The sequence below is a fragment of the Agrobacterium sp. NPDC089420 genome (assembly GCF_044900305.1).
GTDB lineage: Bacteria > Pseudomonadota > Alphaproteobacteria > Rhizobiales > Rhizobiaceae > Agrobacterium.
The window spans coordinates 15,596-36,866 of the sequence record NZ_JBJDMY010000022.1 but is presented as its reverse complement, the minus strand read 5'-3'; the positions used below and the strand labels follow the sequence as shown (position 1 = coordinate 36,866).

Annotated in this window: 18 protein-coding genes; 8 read left to right on the top strand and 10 right to left on the bottom strand. The window is 60.0% G+C overall.

The features are described 5' to 3' along the window. Positions 1 to 127 precede the first annotated feature (127 nt). From ACI2KA_RS23960 to ACI2KA_RS23940, 5 genes are all read left to right on the top strand, one after another. The gene (locus ACI2KA_RS23960) at positions 128 to 1,087 is read left to right on the top strand and encodes a fibrinogen-binding protein (protein ID WP_404504948.1); all 960 of its coding nucleotides are present in this window, start codon (positions 128 to 130) and stop codon (positions 1,085 to 1,087) included. Positions 1,088 to 1,238: 151 nt separating this feature from the next. Then, a complete protein-coding gene (locus ACI2KA_RS23955; protein WP_404504947.1) occupies positions 1,239 to 3,257 on the top strand; it encodes a hypothetical protein in 2,019 nt (672 codons plus the stop codon). Positions 3,258 to 3,337: 80 nt separating this feature from the next. After that, a complete protein-coding gene (locus tag ACI2KA_RS23950; protein ID WP_404504946.1) occupies positions 3,338 to 5,557 on the top strand; it encodes a type I secretion system permease/ATPase in 2,220 nt (739 codons plus the stop codon). Positions 5,558 to 5,565: 8 nt separating this feature from the next. Continuing rightward, the gene (locus ACI2KA_RS23945; RefSeq protein ID WP_404504957.1) at positions 5,566 to 6,924 is read left to right on the top strand and encodes an HlyD family type I secretion periplasmic adaptor subunit; all 1,359 of its coding nucleotides are present in this window, start codon (positions 5,566 to 5,568) and stop codon (positions 6,922 to 6,924) included. A gap of 82 nt (positions 6,925 to 7,006) precedes the next feature. Then, the gene (locus ACI2KA_RS23940; protein ID WP_404504945.1) at positions 7,007 to 7,501 is read left to right on the top strand and encodes a hypothetical protein; all 495 of its coding nucleotides are present in this window, start codon (positions 7,007 to 7,009) and stop codon (positions 7,499 to 7,501) included. On the opposite strand, the gene ACI2KA_RS23935 is transcribed toward ACI2KA_RS23940, so the two are convergent. The 4 genes from ACI2KA_RS23935 to ACI2KA_RS23920 form a co-directional block, all read right to left on the bottom strand. Further along, complete coding sequence (locus ACI2KA_RS23935) at positions 7,498 to 8,766, bottom strand: O-antigen ligase family protein (protein WP_404504944.1); 1,269 nt, start codon at positions 8,764 to 8,766, stop codon at positions 7,498 to 7,500. The genes ACI2KA_RS23940 and ACI2KA_RS23935 overlap by 4 nt on opposite strands. Before the next feature lie 7 nt (positions 8,767 to 8,773). After that, complete coding sequence (locus ACI2KA_RS23930; protein ID WP_404504943.1) at positions 8,774 to 10,033, bottom strand: polysaccharide biosynthesis/export family protein; 1,260 nt, start codon at positions 10,031 to 10,033, stop codon at positions 8,774 to 8,776. A 191-nt stretch (positions 10,034 to 10,224) separates the two neighbouring features. Continuing rightward, complete coding sequence (locus ACI2KA_RS23925; RefSeq protein WP_404504942.1) at positions 10,225 to 10,905, bottom strand: sugar transferase; 681 nt, start codon at positions 10,903 to 10,905, stop codon at positions 10,225 to 10,227. A 619-nt stretch (positions 10,906 to 11,524) separates the two neighbouring features. Beyond that, on the bottom strand, positions 11,525 to 12,073 hold the full coding sequence (locus ACI2KA_RS23920) for a cupin domain-containing protein (RefSeq protein WP_004438580.1): 549 nt from the start codon (positions 12,071 to 12,073) through the stop codon (positions 11,525 to 11,527). 145 nt (positions 12,074 to 12,218) lie between these two features. Between ACI2KA_RS23920 and ACI2KA_RS23915 the strand changes: the two genes are divergently transcribed. Together ACI2KA_RS23915 and ACI2KA_RS23910 are read left to right on the top strand one after the other, a co-directional pair. Beyond that, on the top strand, positions 12,219 to 13,553 hold the full coding sequence (locus ACI2KA_RS23915) for an aspartate aminotransferase family protein (RefSeq protein ID WP_404504941.1): 1,335 nt from the start codon (positions 12,219 to 12,221) through the stop codon (positions 13,551 to 13,553). 143 nt (positions 13,554 to 13,696) lie between these two features. Beyond that, a complete protein-coding gene (locus ACI2KA_RS23910) occupies positions 13,697 to 15,517 on the top strand; it encodes a methyl-accepting chemotaxis protein (protein WP_404504940.1) in 1,821 nt (606 codons plus the stop codon). A 75-nt stretch (positions 15,518 to 15,592) separates the two neighbouring features. On the opposite strand, the gene ACI2KA_RS23905 is transcribed toward ACI2KA_RS23910, so the two are convergent. From ACI2KA_RS23905 to ACI2KA_RS23890, 4 genes are all read right to left on the bottom strand, one after another. Further along, the gene (locus ACI2KA_RS23905) at positions 15,593 to 16,378 is read right to left on the bottom strand and encodes a L,D-transpeptidase (RefSeq protein WP_404504939.1); all 786 of its coding nucleotides are present in this window, start codon (positions 16,376 to 16,378) and stop codon (positions 15,593 to 15,595) included. Positions 16,379 to 16,397: 19 nt separating this feature from the next. Further along, positions 16,398 to 17,453 (bottom strand): hypothetical protein, encoded by a 1,056-nt coding sequence (locus ACI2KA_RS23900; protein ID WP_404504938.1) that lies wholly within the window; start codon positions 17,451 to 17,453, stop codon positions 16,398 to 16,400. A gap of 180 nt (positions 17,454 to 17,633) precedes the next feature. After that, positions 17,634 to 18,413, bottom strand: a complete 780-nt coding sequence (locus ACI2KA_RS23895) for an SDR family oxidoreductase (protein ID WP_404504937.1) — start codon at positions 18,411 to 18,413, stop codon at positions 17,634 to 17,636. A 3-nt stretch (positions 18,414 to 18,416) separates the two neighbouring features. Continuing rightward, on the bottom strand, positions 18,417 to 18,797 hold the full coding sequence (locus ACI2KA_RS23890) for a hypothetical protein (RefSeq protein ID WP_404504936.1): 381 nt from the start codon (positions 18,795 to 18,797) through the stop codon (positions 18,417 to 18,419). Positions 18,798 to 18,896: 99 nt separating this feature from the next. On the opposite strand from ACI2KA_RS23890, the gene ACI2KA_RS23885 reads away from it, so the two are divergent. Next, positions 18,897 to 19,487 (top strand): DNA-3-methyladenine glycosylase, encoded by a 591-nt coding sequence (locus ACI2KA_RS23885; protein WP_404504935.1) that lies wholly within the window; start codon positions 18,897 to 18,899, stop codon positions 19,485 to 19,487. 395 nt (positions 19,488 to 19,882) lie between these two features. Here the strand turns inward: ACI2KA_RS23885 and ACI2KA_RS23880 are convergent, their stop codons facing one another. Then, positions 19,883 to 20,080, bottom strand: a complete 198-nt coding sequence (locus ACI2KA_RS23880) for a hypothetical protein (protein WP_003510923.1) — start codon at positions 20,078 to 20,080, stop codon at positions 19,883 to 19,885. 174 nt (positions 20,081 to 20,254) lie between these two features. Beyond that, positions 20,255 to 21,268, bottom strand: coding sequence for a substrate-binding domain-containing protein (locus ACI2KA_RS23875; RefSeq protein WP_404504934.1), 1,014 nt, complete (start codon positions 21,266 to 21,268; stop codon positions 20,255 to 20,257). Between the last annotated feature and the right edge of the window lie 3 nt (positions 21,269 to 21,271).

The window sequence follows — 21,271 nt, the reverse complement described above, 5'->3', positions numbered from 1 at the left end:
AGATGAAGCGTACCGAGTGCATCTGCAAACATCAATCTTAGGCCATACGGAGCAAGCGCGAGAAAAATCCCGTTTGAGATGAGAGGGATTTCGAAAGCTGCTCCGAGCTTTTTCGGAGGAAATCGAAATGGGTTACAATCCACAGCCTGCCGGCGACGATATCACCAAGATCGGCGCGCTTGCCGATGGTTTCGCCAACACCTCGACCAATGACGCCAAGGTGGAAGACAGCAACGTCGGCACCGCAAATGGTGAAAACCGCAACAACGACAATAGCGACAACAGCACCAATGTGGATGTTGACGCCAAGATCGATGTCTCCGCCAATAATGGCGATAATCGCGACAACGATTATGACTGGAGCTACGAAAGCAAGTCGTATAGCGACAACGACACCACCGTCAAAACGAGCACAGAAACCAACACGGATATCAAGACCGATTACGACTGGAGCTATGAAAGCAAGTCGTACAGCGACAACGATACCAATGTGAAGACCATCACGGACACGGACAACAAGACGTTCTCCTATTCCGACAACGACACCTCCATCAAGACCACGACGACCTCCGACAGCTTCAACTCCGCTGACAGTTTCTACAAGTCGGATGACGACTTCGGCAACATCACCGGCGTCAAGGATGTCGGCAATCTCGGCATCGCCGGCGGCGACCTCACCTTCAACCTCGGTGACGACTTCTCCTTCACGCTCGATGTCGACAATATCCTCAACAGCTCGCTTAACGGCGACGGCAACGACACGGGCTTCAGCCTTGTGCAGGCCAACCACCTGGCGGATCAGGATCAGGCCTGGGATATCAAGATGCAGAACAGCGGTGCGGAAAACCACCTGAGCGCCAATGCCGGTGACGCCTATGGCGCCGAAGGCATCGACGGCAAGGGATGGGACCTCAAGGCCGGCGACGACGCCACGGGCTCCAGCACTGCGGATGCATCGGCAATCCTTGCAAATTCCGGCTTCCATCTGGAACTGGTGCAGGGCGCCAACATGCTCTCCAATGCCGTTGACGTCACGATCACCGGCGGTAACTCGCATGTTTCGGACGTCGGTGAGGATCACTCCTGACAACCACCTCTTGACGAAAAGAGCTGCACCGGCATCCGCCGGTGCAGTTTGCGGTTGAAAGACCGGGTTGGGCCAAACGAAGCACCGCCTCCAAGACGTGTGCCATCCGCCTTTCCCCGTCCCTGCCGCAATGATCGGGGAGGGACCTCCAATGCATATCGACAAGATTTCGGACATGATTGCGCATTTCATCGGCCTGTTCGACACGGTAACCGAGGAAGCGCGGCTGCGAGCCAATTATAGCGAAGGCCAGGCACATTCCGATCCGGAACGGCTGCCGGACGACGAGGCGGCAAGGCTGCTCGACAAAAATTACGCCGTGCCGCTTGAGGATTACGATCCCGGCGTCAAATATCGCGCCGGTTACTACGATTTCGATTACCTGAACCCACATTTCGCCCGCATGGTCGAATATGACATGCAGCAGCTGGCAAATGCGATACCGGTCGATATCTCCGCCGCCCATTTCCGTTTTCCCGGCCGCCTCTCCTTCGAGGACGAGCGCGAACTGGTGATACATACCGGCCCCGGCTCCGTTGCCGCCCATATCGCCCAGGTCAATATTCTTCAGGACGACGATTATCTGAACATGACGGACGGCCCCAATGTGGCCCGTGACACCAGTTTCGTGACCGAACGCACCGTCGAGTTCTATAATGAAGCGTCCGTCTTCACGCCTTTCGCCGGTTTCCAGCGGACCGACAGCTACGATGCGCTACAGGCGCTCGCCAGGTCCGCGCACGACTATATCGAACATGCGCGCGACAATGACGTCACCTCGCTCGGCACGGGTGCGGACCAGGATTTCGTTCTGGCCGGCAACGATATCAACGGCCTCTATATCAATGGCGCGATCGCCAGCGAAAAGCCGATGCTTGACGATTACCTGCCCGATCGCGGTATCGCCAAGCCGCCGGAAGCACCTGAAAAAAGCGATGTTTCGCTGCATGAGGACAGCCCCGCCGGCAACAGCCTCGATGTGGCGGCAGGCGGCAATATCGTCGCCAACGTCGCCACTCTCGTCAATACCGGCGTCATGGCCTCCGTCACCGCCGTCATGGGCAACTACCATCAGATCGACGCCATCACCCAGGCCTATATTTACAGCGACAGGGACGAGATCGATTCCGTCTTCACGCGCTCCGCAGATCACGCAGGCACAGCGGCCTACAATATCGCCAGCTTTGAGCGCAGCGTCTATCCCGGCGCGGAAAATGCGGCGGGCGCCCATGAAACGGGTGAGACGCCGATCTTTCCTAACGCCTGGCGCGTCAGCGTGCTCGAAGGTGACGTGTCCTTCGTGCACTGGATCGAGCAATACCAGTTCATCAGTGACAATGACACAATGACGATCACCACGGCCGGCACCAGTGTCAGCCTGCTGACGGGCGGCAACGCCGCCCTCAACATTGCGAATTTCCTCGGCATCGGCATGCAATACGATCTGATCATCGTCGGCGGCAATGTGCTGGACATGAACCTCATCAGCCAGATCGCCGTCCTTTACGACAATGACTGGGCGCGCGCCAATCCCGATGCGCCAGCAGGCGCAACCATCCAGTCCGGCAACAACCTGCTCTGGAATGACGCTTCCATTCACAATGTCGGCAGCAACGGCCGGTTCGAAACCATGCCGGACTACATGCACCAGACGGTGAACGCGATCAACGAGCGTGACCCGAACATGCCGGATGCACTGGCCCACGACGCCAACTTCGCCGGCTATCAGGGGCTGAACGTTCTTTACATCACCGGCAATCTTTATGACGTCAGCATCATCAAGCAGGTGAGCGTGCTGGGCGATTCCGATGATGTGACCCAAGCCGCCGCCAAGGTTCTTGAAAACAACGACAACGCCACCGTTCATATCGACACCGGCAGCAACGCGGTGGTCAATCTCGCGCAGATCGTCGATTATGACAGCTTCGGCTCGACCACCTATGTCGCCGGCGGCGTCTATTCGGATGCCATACTGATACAGGGCGGCATCATCGAAAACGATACGTCACAGCCGGCGCAGCACGGCCAGCTGGCAAACGAGGTCATCGCATTTCTGCACGACGATCCCGCCACCACCCAGAACGAATCCGACGGCGTCATCAATGGCGGCCACGACCTCTCCTGGTCGAACGCCCATCCATCCGACGTCATGCAGACGGTCGTTGCGTAATTCCGTCGGGCGGCGGCCGGTGCCTCCGCCCTCGGCCAGAACCGCAAACACCGCACGATCACCGAGGGGACCAATATAAAATGGATCATATTTCAAGAAGAACCATTGCCGACGGGCGCTCGCTGGACTTGCCGCTGGATCAGGACGCCGAAGACAGCAGGCTGACGGATGCCTGTATTTCCGCCATCAACGACGCCGTCGAGAACCTGCGCCAATTGTCCGGTGCGGAACAGGCCGCAAGAACAGCCCCTGCCTCGCCGCAGGCAATACCGGCAGCGCCGGATTTCCGATCTTCGCCGACGCCCCAACAGCCAGCACAATCACGCAATGCACCGCAGGAAAGGAAAGCCCCGCCACAGGAGCGACAGCCGACGCCTGCCCCGCAACCCCAGGCCAAGATCGACAATGCGGAACTGAAAAACACACCCGACCTGCCCTTCGTCAAGACCATCGACAATAATGACGGGCCGATCCGCGAAAACGAGCGGCGGCCGGTGACAGGCGGCGGCGGCAAGGATCCGGTTGACAATGGCGGCGGTGGAGGCGGTGGAGACGGCGGAAGCCAGAGCGGCTTCCACAAGCGCAGCGAGCCGATCAATTTCGCCGCAAGTCTTGCCAAGGGCATTGCAGCCGTTCGCCGCAACATGGTGGTGGTGATGCTGTTTACTGTCGCCATCAACATCCTGCTGCTCGCCATTCCGCTTTATCTGTTCCAGATTTCCGACCGGGTGCTGACCAGCCGCTCGATGGATACGCTGGTGATGCTGACGGTTGCCGTGCTCGGTGCGGTCCTGCTGCAGGCCTTCATGGACGCCATCCGCCGTTTCATCCTGATGCGCACCGCCGTCGAACTCGAGGTGCAGCTGGGCGCGCCGATCCTTTCCGCCGCCGCCCGTGCCTCCCTGCACGGCAGCGGCAAGGACTACCAGATATTGCAGGATCTGCAGCAGCTGCGCTCCTTCCTCACCTCCGGCACGCTGATCGCCTTTCTCGATGCACCGCTGATGCCGCTCTTCATCGTGGTGGTATATCTCGTCCACCCGCATCTCGGCATCATCATCATGGTCTGCTGCGCCGTACTGTTTATCATCGCCTGGCTGAACCAGCGTTTCACCGCCAGGCAATTCTCCGAAGCATCGGGTTATCTCAGCCGCGCCAATTTTCACCTCGATTCCATGTCGCGCAATTCGCAGATCATCAATGCGCTGGCGATGATCCCCGAAGCGGTGAAGATGTGGGGCCGAGAAACCGCCGGTTCGCTGAAATCGCATGTGGCGGCGCAGGATCGCAACATCATGTTCTCCGGCGTCTCCAAGGCGGCGCGCATGATCACCCAGGTGGCACTGCTGGGCTGGGGCGCGCATCTGTCGCTGTCCGGCGAACTTACCGGCGGCATGGTGATTGCAGCCTCCATCATTTCCGGCCGCGCGCTGGCGCCCATCGAAGGCGCAATCGAAGGCTGGCACCAGTTTAACAAATCCGCCGCTTCCTACGGCCGCATCAAGCAGCTTCTCATTACCTCGCCGCTGAATTTTCCGCGGCTGCGCCTGCCCAATCCGGAAGGGCGTCTCGATGTGGAGCGCATCCTCTTCGTGCCGCCGCCGCAGAAGAAGGTGATCTTGAACGGCATTTCCTTTTCCCTGAAGAAGGGAGAATCGCTTGCCATCATCGGCAATTCCGGCTCCGGCAAGACAACGCTCGGCAAGATGCTGGTCGGCTCCATCCTGCCCACGTCAGGCAATGTCCGCCTCGATCTCATGGACCTGCGCAACTGGGACCAGCGCCAATTCGGTGAAAGCATCGGTTACCTGCCGCAGGACGTGCAGCTTTTTCCCGGCACCATCAAGGCGAATATCTGCCGCATGCGCGACGATATCGAGGACCGGCAGATTTACGAGGCAGCGGTGCTGGCCGATGTGCACGAGCTGATCGCCGGTTTCCCGCAGGGTTATGAAACCGTCGTCGCCGCCGATGGCGCGCCGCTGTCCGGCGGCCAGAAACAGCGCATTGCTCTCGCCCGCGCCTTCTTCGGCGATCCCAAATTCGTGGTGCTGGACGAGCCAAACTCCAACCTCGATACACAGGGCGAACAGGCACTGGCCAAAGCCCTGCTGCATGCCAAGAAACAGGGCATCACCACCGTCACAATCACCCAGCGGCCGGCGCTTCTGCAGTGCGTCGACAAGATCATGGTGCTGAAGGACGGTTCCGTCGCCATGTTCGGCGAAAGGATGGAGGTGCTGAAGGCGCTTTCCGGCAATGGCCGCCAAGGCAGCCAGTCCCCGCAGATCGAGGGTTGAGGATCATGATGTTCAGGAAAAAGAACACCGCCGCCGACGTCAAATCCGAAGGCCAGCTCGAATGGTACAGCGAGGTGCCGCGCTCCATCCGCCTGCACAGCTCGATCGGCCTTGCCGTCCTGCTGGCCTCCTTCGGCGGTTTCGGTTATTGGGCCGGCACGGCACCGCTCGCCTCCGCCATCATCGCCCAGGGCAGCTTCGTCGCCACCGGCAACAACAAGGTCATCCAGCATCTGGAAGGCGGCATCATCAAGGAAATGATGGTGAACGAAGGCGATACGGTCAAGGAGGGCGACGTCCTGCTGACGCTCGACAAGACGACCGCGCTTGCCAATGAGCGCATGTTGCAGCTGCGGCGCCTTCGTCTCGAAACCATCGTGACGCGTCTGCGCGCCGAAGCCCAGGGTGAAAAAAGCTTCAAGGTTCCGGATATCGTCATGAAGGAAGCCGGCGATCCGGACATCAATGCCATCATCCAGAGCCAGAACGTCGTGTTCCACAGCAAGCTCATCAAGCTCGAGGAACAGCTGAACCTGATCGAGAAGAATATCAGGTCGCTGGAGTTCCGTTATGCGGGTTATGACGGGCAAAAGCAGTCCTTCGACCGGCAGCTGGCGCTTCTGACCCAGGAACGCGACTCCAAGGAGAAACTCGCCAGGGACGGCGTCATCCGCAAGACCGACATGCTGGCGCTGGAACGCGCCATTGCCGACGCCATGGGCGACATTGCCCGGCTGAGCGGCGAAATGAACCAGAGCGAGGCCGAAATCGCCAAGTTCAAGCAGGAAGCGATCATCGCCGTCAATGCCAACAAGCAGGCGGCGCTCGATGCGCTGGAAACCGCGGAATCCGATCTCGACAGCGTCCGCGAACAGGTGCGCGGCGCCGCGGAAGTGCTGGAACGCACGGTCATCCGTTCCCCGGTCAACGGCACCGTGGTACGGTCCTATTATCACACGCCGGGCGGCGTCATCACCACCGGCAAGCCGATCATGGAAATCCTCCCCGCCCATGTCCCTCTTATTCTGGAGGCGCAGGTTCTCAGAACCTCCATCGACCAGCTGCACGAGGGCCAGACCGCGGCGATCCGCCTTTCGGCGCTCAATCGCCGCACCACGCCGGTCCTGAACGGCAGGGTATTTTACGTTTCCGCCGATAGTATCGAGGAAAATGCCGGTTTGCAGGTGAAGGACGTCTATATCGTGCGCGTGCAGGTGCCGGACGAGGAGATCGCCAAGGTCCATAATTTCCATCCCGTACCCGGCATGCCGGCCGACGTGCTGATCCAGACGTCCGAACGCACCTTCTTTGAATATCTGACCAAACCGATCTCCGACAGCATGTCCCGCGCCTTCAAGGAAAGATGAAGAGATAACAGTGGCCTAGACTGTCATTTTGATGCCGGACAGCGTATGATGACGGCATGTTCGTCGGGGCGGGAGAAGCGACATGGCGGCGATGTCGGATGTATTGCTGCTGGTCGGCAGGCTGAACTACGTGTGGACCAACACCGAAAGCCTGATGATCTATCTGATCGTCCATCTCCTGAAAGTGGAGAAGGAAGCGGCCATCGTCGTGTTTCTGACGCTCAACACCACGCGGGCACGCATGGATCTCATCGAGCGCCTGGCGAAGCTGCCCTCAACGCCGACACAGGACCGCAAGACCATTCTCTCCATCATGGCGCGGCTGAAGAAGGAAGCAAAGACGCGCAACAAATATAATCACTGCATCTATTCCTTCGATGAAAAGGGGGAAATCGCCAGCACCCAGCTCATGCGGCTGGTGGAGGATGACAGCCAAGTGCGTTACGGCAAGGTCGAAAGCATGGACGAGAAGGAAATCGGCCATCTGGAAAAATCGATCGCCGACATCGTCGATGTCAGCAAGGACATGTGGAGCTTCATCCACGCCAGCCCGCATGTCTCGGCCGATTACCTCTAGGCGCCTGTCTGCAACCGCATGCCGATCGCCGGGTGAGCGTCGCCACCCTGTGCGGCTTTCGCCGGAAGGCACAGTTTACCGGCCGCGAAATACAGCAGGAACGAGCCGATCTGATAGGGGAAGATGATGTCGATCTCCACGAAGGAGCGCACCACGAACAGCGCGCAGATGGCGAACAGGATGACACCCTGCGGATCGCTTCTGCGCATCAGAACCGAGCGCAGATGCCCAAGGAGCGTTCCGTAAAGCACCATGCCGAGCAGGAACATGCCGACAAAACCGTTTTCCACCACCGTCTCGATATAGGTGTTGTGAAAATGGAAGCCGCTGCGTCCGGTGATGAAGAAATCGTTCCACAGGCGTTCGGCATCGGCAAAACCGGCGACCCAGAAGCCCTGATAACCGACGCCGAGAATGGGCGTCTGTTTTGCCGCCTCGATGCCCTGCTGCCAGAGATAGGTACGGCCGGTCAGCGTCGAATCCTTGCCAAAGATGCCGAGAATGGCATCCAGAAGACCGAATTGCAGGGAAGCGACAGCCAGCAGCGCCCCAAGGCCGCCGAGCGCAAAAAACGTCATCTTGCGGTTTGCCGGTGAAAGCATGCCGATCGGAATGAAACCGATGATGAGTGCAACCACCGCCGCCGTGGTGATGGCCGATGTCGCCGATTGCGATGCGACGAGACTATAGGCCGATAACAGCCCGGTGACGCCGGCGATCGGCAGCCAGATGCCTCGCTGTTTGAGAACCAGCACGGAGGAAGCGGCGAAGATGACGCCCAGGGACGCATAAAAGCCGAGCTGGTTCTTCGACGAAAAAGCACCGACGAAACTATAGGTGCCGTCCAGCGCATCGAAAAGATAGATACCGAACAGCAACGAATAAAGCAGAACGAGGGCGATGCCGATCAACGCGCCGCGCGTCAGCGTCCGGATGGAAATGACGCGCATGGCGATCAGAGAGCAGACGATATGCGTCATATACTGGATGGAGGCGCGCATGGTCACCGACACCGCCTCCGACCAGAAGCTGGACAGCACGGTGAGAATACCGAAGGCGAATATCCAGAGATAACGCGGGTAATTGCCGAGGACGCGGCGGTAATCGACCACCACCAGCGGCAGCCACATGCCATAATAGGCCAGAACCGAAATCTGCCCGAAACGCGACGAATAGGCGAATACGCAGAATGACAGCGCGACCGCCGCCATTCCGTAAATTTCATTGCGTTCGGGATCGATCAGCGCCGATTTGGCGATCCGCATTCAAACCTCACTGCATCAGGATTTCGGACGAGACCTTGATGACGTCGCCCGGCTGCAGCAAGGCGTTCTCATCCACCTTCAGTTCCTTCGGCGTTCCGTTTTCCTCACGCACCACGACATAGCCGATCGTGGCGGATTTTCCCGAGGGATCGAAGCGGATCGCCTCGGCCGATTGCGCCAGCGCCTCCGACATCAATTCGCGGCTGGTGGTCAGCTGCAGATTAAGCTTTTCCAGTTCCGCTTCGGTGTCCTGCAATTCCTTGGAACGCTGGGCTTCCCAATCATTGCGCAGGTTGATTTCGTCCTGGGTGGCCTTGTTGATATCCTGCTTGGCCCGCAGCGACTGCGTATCGATATCAAGAAGGGTGGACTCCACCTCCGCGGCCCGCTCCTCCGCGGATATACGCCGTTGCGACAGCGCCAAGCCCTGCTCGTTCAGCCGGTTCACGCGCTCACGATCTTCATTGGCAAGCTCAAGCTGGCGGTTCTGGGTTTCCGATTTCTTCTGCAGGGAAGCCACTTCGCTTTCCAGAAGCTCGCGCAGTTCGCCCAGCGCCTTCAGCTGCAGGGTGTAACGCTCGGTGCGCGATTTCATCAGCGCGCTTTCGCTGGCCAGCAATGCGTCGATCTCGCTGATCTTTTCCATTTCCGGCGTTTTGGCGATGGCCTGATCGCCCTTGACCTCGGCGATCAGCCGCGCCTGGCGGGCGAGTAGCCTTGCACGCTGATTGTCATAAACGGCGGCGTCGCCACGGGCATTGATGAAGTCGCGGGCAAAGCGCTGCCCGGCATCGGAGCGCCGCAGACCGCCGGCGAGGCTGACCGCCTTCAGCACGGTAAGATTGGCGGCATAGGGATATTCACCCGGCGTCTGCACGTCGCCGCTCAGGAAGATCGGCCGGAACTGGGCGATCTCGACGGATGCCGAAGGCAGATTGCGCAGCGCGAACTTGCTCTGAAGCTGCGCCCCGATCTGTTCGCTGACCTCGGAGGGGGTTTTCCCCGCCACATCCAGCTGGCCGATGAAAGGCAGGGACAACGTGCCGGACGGGCCGACGGAATAATCGCCGTTGATGACATCCCAGTTGCGGATGCTGCCATCGGCGGGCTGCCATTCGGCAACCCGGATGCGCAGCTTGTCGGCGGTGCCGAGCTTGTACTGGGCGCCGTCCGCCGCCATGACGGAAAGCGGCGCGGCAAAGGCGACGGAAGCGGCAAGCACAAGCGCGGTAAGCGGCTGGCGGGTTGCGGCAAAAAGGCCGTTCATCGGGAGACTCCCTGTTTGCTTATCGCCCTCAGGGCGATCAGGCGATAGGGCAACCGGACAGGGCCGGCTGCGCAGCGCCGCAGAAGCGGCCGCCATGATTAGCACCAATGACGCACCCGAAGACCGGACTTGGGATCCCGGTCGGGTGCGTGTCGAAACGAAAATCGATAAAGCCGAACTCAATATTGATTTCAGTAGCTGCCGCGCGACAGGCACACGGCCGGTATGGTCTTGACGATAATGAAGACATCCTGCCGCATCGACCAGTTCTGCACATACTGCGTGTCGAAAGCCACGCGGGTCTTGTAGCATACGTCGTTGCGGCCGCTGATCTGCCACAGACCGGTCAGGCCCGGGCGGGTGCTGAGATAATAGCCGGCAGCATTTTCATAATAGCCGAGTTCCTCGTCGACGACGGGACGCGGACCCACGACGCTCATTTCGCCGCGGATGATGTTGATGAGCTGCGGCAGTTCATCGAGGCTGAGTTTGCGCAGCACGGCACCGACGGCGGTGACGCGCGGGTCGTTCTTGAGCTTGCGGGTGGCGCGCCATTCCTCGGCGGCTTCGGGATTGGCGGCAAGATATTGCCGCATCACTTCGTCGCCGTTCGTCACCATCGTCCTGAATTTCAGGCAATGGAAATAACGGCCGTTATGGCCCACACGACGGTGGCCGTAAAACACCGGGCCTGGGTCGGACAGTTTCACCAGCGCGGCGATCAACAGGAAAATCGGGCTGAAGACAAGCAGCGCAAGTGCAGCCGACGTCATATCGAAGCTGCGTTTTGCGATGCCTCCGATAGGGAAACTGACATCGAAATCTTCGGAGCTGCTGAGTGTCTGATCAGCCGATTGGGTCGCGGACTTCATAGAGAGAACTCCATTTATGTTTTGCGATTGGTCGGTGCCCGGAGGCGCTTCTTTCCGTCTAAAAGAGATAACAAGTCTGTGTTCGGAATTTGATGCTAATGGATTTTTTGTAAGGCACATTGCCCATAACCGTCTATGCGATTTCTTGCGCGAGCGGCCGATCAACGTCCGGGCAATATTAACGGTTGCATAAAAAAGCAACAAATGTGCAGCCGGCCATGTGTGGAGAGCATGGGTGCCGTCCCGGCATGTATTGGGTTTTGCGCCGCCGACAGTCTTTTCTTATGTGTTTCTTATGACTTGATGAGATGAGACAGGAACATCAAGAACAACGGCCTATGTAACAGACTATTAAATTTTTTTGCATCGCAGCAAGATTGTGGCAATGCATATAAAATTTGACATATTGGCCGGGATTTTTTTGCCCGGTATTGCTGTCGCGCCAAGAAAAAACGATGGAAAAGTTGCTAAGGCGGCGCAAACACGGCAAAAGAGTGGCAAGAAACTGCATTCTGGTCATGGCAGCCACGCAAAAAAGCTGGAGCTGGCGGCCAAATTCTGTCGTCAGACCGCTCCGCAACCCTCATGCAGCCCGAACAGGACGCCAAAACAGGCGGAATCAGAAGGTTGGCGGCGTGCAGGCGCTGATGACCTCACAGGCGACGGGACCGACGCAGCGGAATCGGTGCGGTCTGCGGCTCTCGAAATAATAGGCGTCCCCCGGACCGAGCACCCGCCTCTCCTCATCAACCGTCACTTCCAGGCGGCCGGAGAGAATGATACCCCCCTCTTCGCCATCATGAACCAGCGGCACCTTGCCGGTGTCGGCGCCGGGCTGGTAACATTCCTTGAGGATCTGCAGGCTGCGGCCGAAAACATTCTCGCCCACCTGCCGGAAGGATATCGGCCCCTTGCCGATTTCGACCAGTTCGTCCGCCCGATAAAAGGCCTTGCGGCTTGTCTCCGGCTCGAAGGCGAAAAATTCGGCAAGGCCGATGGGTATGCCGTCGAGTATGCGCTTCAGCGCGCCGACCGATGGGTTGGAGGTGTTGGATTCAATCAGCGAGATCGTCGAATTGGTGACACCGGCACGCCTTGCGAGCTCCCGCTGCGAAATGTTGTGACGCAGCCGCAAATGGCGCAAACGCCCGCCTATATCCACCGACATGCTGGAGTTCCCGTTGTCCTTGTTCGAAATATCGAAAATCTTCCTTCACACCTATAATATTTTCAATAGCTTGGCCATAGCGAGAAAAGGGCTTGTTCGGTCGCGAAAATAGCTTTCAATCGGCGGCAACGAACAGGAGACCACCATGGACAACCCGAGCCGATCCAATTCCACCTCACTCGACAGCTACTGGATGCCGTTTACCGCCAACCGGCAGTTCAAGGCCAATCCCCGTCTGCTGGCGAGCGCCGAGGGCATGTATTATACCAGCAATGATGGCCGCCAGGTTCTCGACGGCACGGCCGGCCTTTGGTGCGTCAATGCCGGCCACGGCCGTCAGCAGATCGCTTCCGCCGTCAAACACCAGCTCTCGACCATGGATTACGCTCCCTCTTTCCAGATGGGGCACCCCGTCGCCTTCGAATTCGCCGAACGGCTGGCGGAAATCGCGCCCGGGCCGGAAGGCGGCAAGCTCGACCGGGTGTTTTATACCGGTTCCGGTTCCGAATCCGTCGATACGGCGCTGAAAATCGCCATCGCTTACCAGCGCGCCATCGGCCAGGGCACCCGCAGCCGTCTTATCGGTCGCGAGCGCGGATATCACGGGGTGGGTTTCGGCGGCATCTCCGTTGGCGGCCTCGTCAACAACCGTCGCGTTTTCCCCCAGATTCCGGCCGATCATCTGCGCCATACCCATGACCTTGCAAAGAACAGCTTCGTGAAGGGACAGCCGGAACACGGCGCCGAGCTTGCCGACGATCTGGAACGGCTGGTTGCCCTGCACGGCGCGGAAACCATCGCCGCCTGCATCGTCGAACCGGTGGCCGGCTCCACCGGCGTACTGGTGCCGCCGAAGGGTTATCTGGAACGTCTGCGTGCAATCTGCGACAGGCACGGCATCCTGCTCATCTTCGATGAGGTCATTACCGGTTTCGGCCGCATGGGCTCATCCTTCGCCAGCAACTATTTCGGTGTTACGCCGGATATCGTTACCGCCGCCAAGGGCCTGACCAATGGCGCGATCCCCATGGGCGCCGTGTTCACCAGCCGCAAGGTGCATGATGCGCTGATGCATGGCCCGGAAAGCCAGATCGAACTGTTCCACGGCTATACCTATTCCGGCCACCCCGTCGCCTGCGCCGCCGGCATCGCCACGCTCGACATCTATCGCGATGAGGGCCTCTTCACCCGTGCATCCGAATTGCAGGATGTCTGGCACGACGCCATCCATTCGTTGAAGGGCCTGCCGAATGTCATCGACATTCGCACCATCGGCTTCATCGCCGGCATCGAGCTGCAATCGCGCGATGGTGCCATCGGCGCGCGCGCCTATGATGTTTTCGTGGATTGCTTCGAGCGCGGCCTGCTCATTCGCGTGACCGGCGACATTATCGCCCTGTCACCGCCGCTGATCGCCGAAAAGTCCCATTTCGACGACATCGTTTCAATTCTTGGCGATGCATTGCAAAGAGCACAGTAGAAATATAAACTTCTAATAAAGAAAAGGCTGCAATAAAATTGCAGCCTTTTCTGCCTATATCCAGTTAATGCAAAAAATAGATCATTTATTAAGCATATTCTATTATTTTCCCGCAGTATAACCAACAGGGCGGGAACATCCCCATGGCGTCGATTCAGAAAAAGATAATATTGGCAAGCATTGCGATCTTTTCCATCACCGGCAGCGCCACGGGCGTTGGCATGTGGGCCACGGAAACGCTCAACCACAACAGTGAATATGTAGCGCTTTCGGCGGATGTGCTTCGCAATCACATGCAGGCGGACATGATGCATGACGCGCTTCGCTCTGACGTCCTTGCCGCCATTCTCTCTTCCGATGGGGATATGGGCCTGGACCTGAATGCGGTAAAGACCGATCTGGCCGAGCATGAATCGACTTTCCGGGAAATGATCACGGCAAACAAGGCCCTTTCGGCAGGTACGAACGTCAAGACCGTCATCGACGGTGTCGAAAAACCGCTTCTTGCCTATATCGACGCCGCCAGTGCGGTTGTCGGTCTCGCCGGCTCGCGGCAGGAAGACGCTCTCAAGCTGATGCCCGAGTTCATGCGGCAATTTTCTGCGCTGGAAAAAGCGATGGAGATCGCCGGCGACCAGATCGAGGCCCTGTCCGACGCCGCCTCGGCCGAAAGCGAAAAAACCAAGGCGACCATCAACCTTGTCTTGAAGGTGCTGCTGGTTCTCGCGGCGCTTTTCTCCGCCGGACTTTTCCTTCTGACCCGCAGATCGGTCATCCGTCCCATTCTGGAATTGTCGCGCAACATGGAGGTTCTCGCGGCGGGCGACACGTCACAACCGCCCTCCGGCATCGACCGCAGAGACGAGATCGGCTCGATGGCGGGCGCGGTCGAGATATTCCGGCAGGCGGCCATCGCCACCCGGGCGCTTGAAGAACAGGCGGCATCGGCGCGCCGACAGGCGGAAGCCGACCAGGAAGCGACGCGGAGACACGCGGAGGAGGCCGCCTCCGAACGGCTGCGCATTGCCACCTCCGGCCTTGCGGCCGGCCTCAAACGGCTCGCATCGGGCGATCTCGCCTTTCAGCTCGACGAAGCCTTCGCGCCGCAATTCGAAGCCCTGCGCCACGATTTCAACAGCTCGGTCCGGCAACTGGCCTCAACGCTCTTCGCCATTTCGAATGGCATCGGCACGATCGACGGCAGCAGCCGCGAGATTGCCGCCGGCGCCGGCGACCTTTCCCGCCGCACGGAAAATCAGGCAGCTTCCCTCGAACAGACAGCCGCGGCGCTCGATGAAATCACGGTCAATGTGTCGAATGCCAACAAGCGCGCCGCCGAAGCACGGCTGGCCGCCACCGACGCCAACCGGAGCGCCCTGAAATCGGTGGAGGTGGTGAGCCACGCTGAAGAGGCGATGCGCCGCATCGAGACCTCTTCGCGGCAGATCACCGGCATCATCGGCGTCATCGACGAAATCGCCTTCCAGACCAATCTTCTCGCGCTGAATGCCGGGGTGGAGGCCGCCCGCGCGGGTGAGGCAGGCAAGGGCTTTGCCGTGGTGGCGCAGGAAGTGCGCGATCTTGCCCAGCGTTCCGCAAAAGCCGCCAGCGAAATCCGCGACCACATCCGCCAGTCGTCGGCGGAAGTGGAAAGCGGCGTGAAACTGGTGCTCGATACCGGCACGGCGCTGAAGGATATTGGCGAACGCATCGCCGGAATCGACCGCCATATGAATGCGATCGCCACATCGGCAGCCGAACAATCGACCGGTCTTGCGGAAATCAACGCCGCGGTAAATTCCATGGATCACGCCACCCAGCAGAATGCGGCCATGGTGGAACAATCCACCGCCGCTTCGGCGACGCTTGCCGCCGAAACGGCAAAGCTGCGCGCACTGGTATCGCGTTTCCGGCTGGACATGGCAAATGTGGGTGACCGTGACGATATCCGTCAAGTGGCCTGAGCGGCAGCCGCGATCGCGTCGACACTCGCCCGTCCTCTCCAGCCGCCGCCGGCGGCGGCCGGAAATTTGTCTCTATCAATAGGCCTGCACCGGCTGCGACAGGCCGTCGCCGATCACGCCATTGCCATATTGCGCGACGGGAACGCCCTCCTGCCCGATTGACACACCCTGCTGCGCCGGGCCGAGCGCCGTCACCACGATCGGCGTGCCATCCGGCACGCGGTTGTAGAGGTCGACAATATCCTGGTTGATGAGGCGCACGCAGCCGGACGACACCGATTTGCCGATGGTCCACCATTCGGGAGAACCGTGCAGGCGGTAGATCGTGTCCTTGCCATCCTTGAAGATATAGAGCGCACGTGCGCCGAGCGGGTTCTTGAGACCCGGCTCCATGCCGCCATTGCGGCTGCTATAGGGTTCCAGTTCCGGCTGGCGGGCGATCATTTCGTCGGGCGGCGTCCAGCGCGGCCATTGCCGCTTGTACTGGATCACGCCGCGGCCGGCCCATTCGAAACCGGCGCGGCCGAGACCGACGCCGTAACGCATGGCCTGGCCGTCCTCATAGGTAAGATAGAGGAAATGATTGGCGGTATCGACGACGATGACGCCGGGGCGTTCACCCGTCGGGTTCGCCACCATCTGCCGCAGGAACTGGCGCGGAATCCGCTTATAGGGAATTTCCGGCAGCGGAAACTGCTCGTCCGGCTTGGGACCGTACATCAGCGCATACATCGGGTCTTCGGCAGGCGCGGCCGGCCGGGCAGCCTCACGCGCGGTCGTGTTGCAGCCTGCAAGGCCGGCAAGCGCCAATCCGCCTGCTCCAAGCAGGAAACCCCGCCGGGTCGTTGTCGTCTCGTTCAATTGAAAAACCTCATTTACGTCATCTCACACTGGCAAAGGGGTCTGCCAGCGCCGCTTCTGGGCGGCTGATTGGATATTTCGTGCCGGAAACCTGCGATGCCATGGCCTTGGCGCCGCTGGATTTCAGAATGGCCCGGAAGCTCGGATGCATGCCGCCGTCTACATACGCGCTGAGCGGGGCAGAAGTTCCCTCGTTCATCGCGGCGGCCAGCTTTTGTTGTTCTTCGGCCAGTTTCGAGGCCACCAGCGGGTCCTGCTGGTTGATAGCCGGCGGGCAGGCGGCCAGTGGATCGGCAGGCTCGCCGCCGGCAAATTCGCTGTTGAAGACATAGCGGCGACCGCAAACGGAAACCTTGGGCTGGCGGCGCGTCACCTCGAAATAATCGTAACCTTCCTTCAGCGTTTTCCAGAACGACATGTTGGGATCATCCCGATGCGCCACCATGTTGCGCGCGCTCATGCGGAAGGGATAGGCCTGAACCTGAAAGCGGTCCTGCCCGCCCTGCAATGCCCGCGCGACGATGGCGTAGATCTCACCCACCTGCTGGTCGGTCATGGCGTAACAGCCGGAGGACGAGCAGGCGCCGTGCACCATCAGCGCCTCGCCGGTATAACCGAGCGCAGATTCCAGCCGGTTGGGATAACCGAGATTGAAGGACACGTAATATTGCGAGTTCGGATTCAGCATGCCGGCCGAGACGTGATAAAAACCTTCCGGCGCCTGCCGGTCGCCCGTCTTCATCTTGGGTCCGAGTTTTCCGGACCAGCGACACATCGGATAGGCCTTCAGAAGGGCGTAGTTTCCGGTCTTGTCGACCTTCCAGACCTCAAGCTCGCTTTCCTGCTTGAAGATGCGCACGAGCACCGGGCTTTCCGGACGCATGCTCTTGGCGGACATCTGCGCCATCATCTTGGATGACAGCTTCGGCGGGTCCTTCTTGACGCTGTCGAGCCCCATGGAGGTGCACGCGGCAAGGCCGCCGCCGATCGCGACGACCGCAGCCATTCTCAACCCTGTCTTCACCCTTTGCCGAACTCCCGCAACCGCGAAACCCAGCAATGCCTGCATGCCCATGGATCGTTCTGCCCGCCTGATTTGCCCGCCTTTCCGGCAGACGCTTAACTATCGAAGGTGGCCACAACACGGCAACCTCGCCATGGACAAAGTCTCGTGAACAGATGTTACCCTTTCGTTAATCATAAGCACACAAGGCCGTGAGGGGATTGCGGGGATTTGAAGGGCGAACGGGTCCCCCTATCGAAGCAGCCCCTGCCCGCCATCGATCCATATCGGCGTGCCGGTGATATGGCGCGATGCGTCCGATGCCAGAAAACCGATCAGCTCGGCGACATCGTCGCTCGTCCCCGCCACACCACCTGTCACGGGAATGTCCCCCGACGGAAACAGCACCGGCACCTCGGTCTTTTCGCGTCCGCGAATGTCGGTATTTTCATCGATCGCCGTCGTGATCTCGCCCGGGCACACCGCGTTGACACGGATGCGATGACGCCCGAGTTCCAGAGACAATTGCTGGGCCATGGCGAGCTGACCGGCCTTCGTCACCGCATAGGCCGTCGCGCCCGGCGACGTGAAGGTGCGGGTGCCGTTGATCGACGAGACGATGACGATGGAACCGCCGCCTGCGGCCTTCAGATGCGGCACGCTGGCATGAATGGTGAGATAGGTGCCGCGCAGATTGATGCGGATGGTGTCGTCCCATTCGGAAGGCTTCAATTCATCGATCGGCGCCCACACACCGTTGACGCCGGCATTGGCGACAACGGCATCGAGGCGGCCGAAAGCCCGCACCAGCGTCTTGACGGCGTCATCCATGGCCGCCTCGTCCGCCACATCCGCGACAATCGCCTTCGCGGCGCCGGAAGCGGAGACAATCTCATCCCTTGCCGCCACCAACTCGGATTCGGTACGACCCAGCAGCCCGACTGCAAATCCTTCCGCAGCCAGATGCAATGCGGCGGCACGCCCGATGCCGGAACCCGCACCGGTGACAAGGGCAACTTTTCGATAAGCCAATGGTCATGCCCCTTTTCTGGATGCGATAGAGGTCACGGTTGCCGAAACGGGGTCGCTGGCCGGAAAACTGTCTTCCAGCCCCTCCTCCAGTTCTTCCTCCAGAATGTCGCGATCCTTCGCGGCGCGGGCGCTTGCCCGGCCATGCGGCCCATCGGACTGCGCCGTTCCCAGCGCCGAAAATTGCGACGGCGCATCGACGCCGTGGCGCGTGCCGAAAGCGGTCAGCTGCACCATGACCGCGCTGGCACGCCGGATGGCTTCGGAATCGTCGATCCCCTCCAGTCCGTCCGCCAGACGAACGGACACCTGATCGCCATCGCTACCGACGAATTCGACGGAGACGGCGCCATTATTGCGTTTTACATAGGTCGTGGAAAGTTGCATGACATGCCCTCCGGTTTGAAAAGCATCGGCGCAAATCCGATGCTGAAAAGACGACTGGAACCTGAATTGACAACGATGGCGGAGCGGAAGGGGTTCCCGATGGATCAGGCCTTTGGCCCGGAAATGCAGGAGAGCTTCTTTCGGCGCGACGCGCTTGACGTTGCCCGCACCCTCATCGGCGCGGAGTTCCGTGTCGGCAATACCGGCGGTATCATCGTGGAAACCGAAGCCTATCATCCGGACGACCCCGCATCCCATGCCTTCAACGGCCAAACACCGCGCAACAGGGCAATGTTTGGCCCCGCCGGCCATCTTTATGTCTATCGCTCCTACGGCATTCACTGGTGCGCCAATTTCGTCTGCGCTCCGGGGTCAGCCGTACTGTTGCGCGCAATAGAGCCCCTGACAGGCCTTGACATGATGAAGCTGCGGCGGGGAACCGAGAAAGTTAAACTTCTCTGCTCAGGCCCGGGCAGGCTTTGCCAGGCGATGGCGATCACGGGGGATATGGACGGAGCGCCGCTGAACGCGCCTCCATTTTTCCTGAAGCTGCCGAAAGAAGCCGCCGCCGTGACCTGCGGCAGGCGCATCGGCATCAGCCGCGCCGTCGATTATCCGTGGCGCTTCGGGCTTGAAGGCTCGGCTTTCATAAGCCGGAAATTCGATCGCCAGGAGGCTTTGAAACCGTAAAGTATTTTCGGCGGCTGGTCGTTTTCGTCGGGGTTCGGGGTCGGAACTTCGTCCGGCAGCCTGTCGGGTTCCGGCTCCTCCACCGGCGGAATATCCGGCCGTGGCGGCACCGGTATCGGCGGTTCCGGATAGGGTTCGACGGGGACGGTGGGCATCGCAGCCTCCTGATATGAGCGCGCCCGATCCGAATCGAAAGGAGGCAGCGCTGTCATCCATCGGGACAACGCCGTTGCGCCGTCGCCATTCAGGCGGCGCAACACCCAATTCGCCCATCGGTCAAATGCCGGTCAGGTCCCTTCGGTCCGGTTGCGCCGCCCTGCGGTTCGTACAGGCAAACGCGGGGGCGGCCGGTCCGTTCCTTTTTAACGACGTTTTTGCACCGGCTCGGGCAAGATTCACGCGAAACCGAGCGAACTGCGGGAGATATCGCGATTTTCGCAATAGTCGCGGGAATGGGCTTCATGCCCGTGTTCGCGGGCAGTCGAACGGGTAAGTTCCGGGCTTGGAACGTTGAGAAGCGCATCGGCATAGGTGCCGGTCGCCTCCACGTCATCGATCACAGTCTGCTGTTGCGGCTTTAGAAATTCAAACATCCGTCATCCTCCATCGACGCATCCCCTCAACGCGCCGGTCCGGGTCCTGTTCCACAACGCCCGTGACTGCTTCGATTATACATGAGACGCGGCTGACGTATAGACGACGAAAGGCGAACGCTATCAACTGACGTTCACAAAATGGAGTGGAATCAGTGATCTATGACGACCGGCTCACGCTGGGCCGACCGATTCCCGCAAGATCAGTTCCACCGGCCACAATTCCTGCACCTCACGGACAGGGCGTCCGCCAATAATCTGCAAAAGCAGGTCCGTCACCCGCATGCCGGCCATGCGCATGGAGGAGCGGGTGGTGGAAAGCGGCGGCATCATGCTGTCCGGCGTAAGGTACGGAAACACGTCGTCATGGGCGATGACGGAGACATCTTTACCGATGGTCAGGCCGAGTTGCGTTGCGGCGCGGTAAACCCCCTGCGCCGTCATCATCGCGCCGGCAACGAAGGCCGTCGGCCGCGGCGTCTGCTCCAGCAACGAACGGGCGAAGCGGAAGGCGTTATCCTCGCTGAAATTCTCATTCATTATGAAACGCGGATCCGGCGTGATGCCGTGCGTCGCCAGCGCATCGCGAAACCCCTGCTCGCGATCCTGCACGAAGGTTCGGCCCACAAGACCGTTGATGAGCGCGATGTGGCGATGGCCGCGCTCCAGAAAATGGATCGTCGGGCGATAGGTCACATCGTGATTGTCGATATCCAGCCAGGCATGTTCGAAAGGCGTCTTCGAACGGCCATGCACGATGAAGGGCACGCCCAGCCGGTTGAGCAGCGCGATGCGCTCATCCTCCGGCCGCGGCGAATGTACGATGATGCCGTCCACCCGGCCGCTTGCCGCCAGCCGACTGAAAATCGCCAGTTCCTCGTCGAGATTATTGTCGACGGTGACGCTGACGAGGATGTCGGTCTCTTCACGCTCCAGCCGGGTCGCCATGCCGCCCATGAATTCCGAAAAGAAATGCCCGCCGCCCGAACGGCCCATGACGACGCCGATGGCCCCTGCCCTGCCCGTTGCCAGCCTCACCGCGTTGGCGTTCGGCCGGTAGCCATGTTTCAGCGCAGCCTCCATCACCCGCTGGCGCGTCTCCTCGCGCACTTCAGGATAGCCGCCGAGCGCCCGGCTGACGGTGGTGGGCGAGAGCCCGACTTTCTCTGCGAATTCCTTGAGCTTCATATT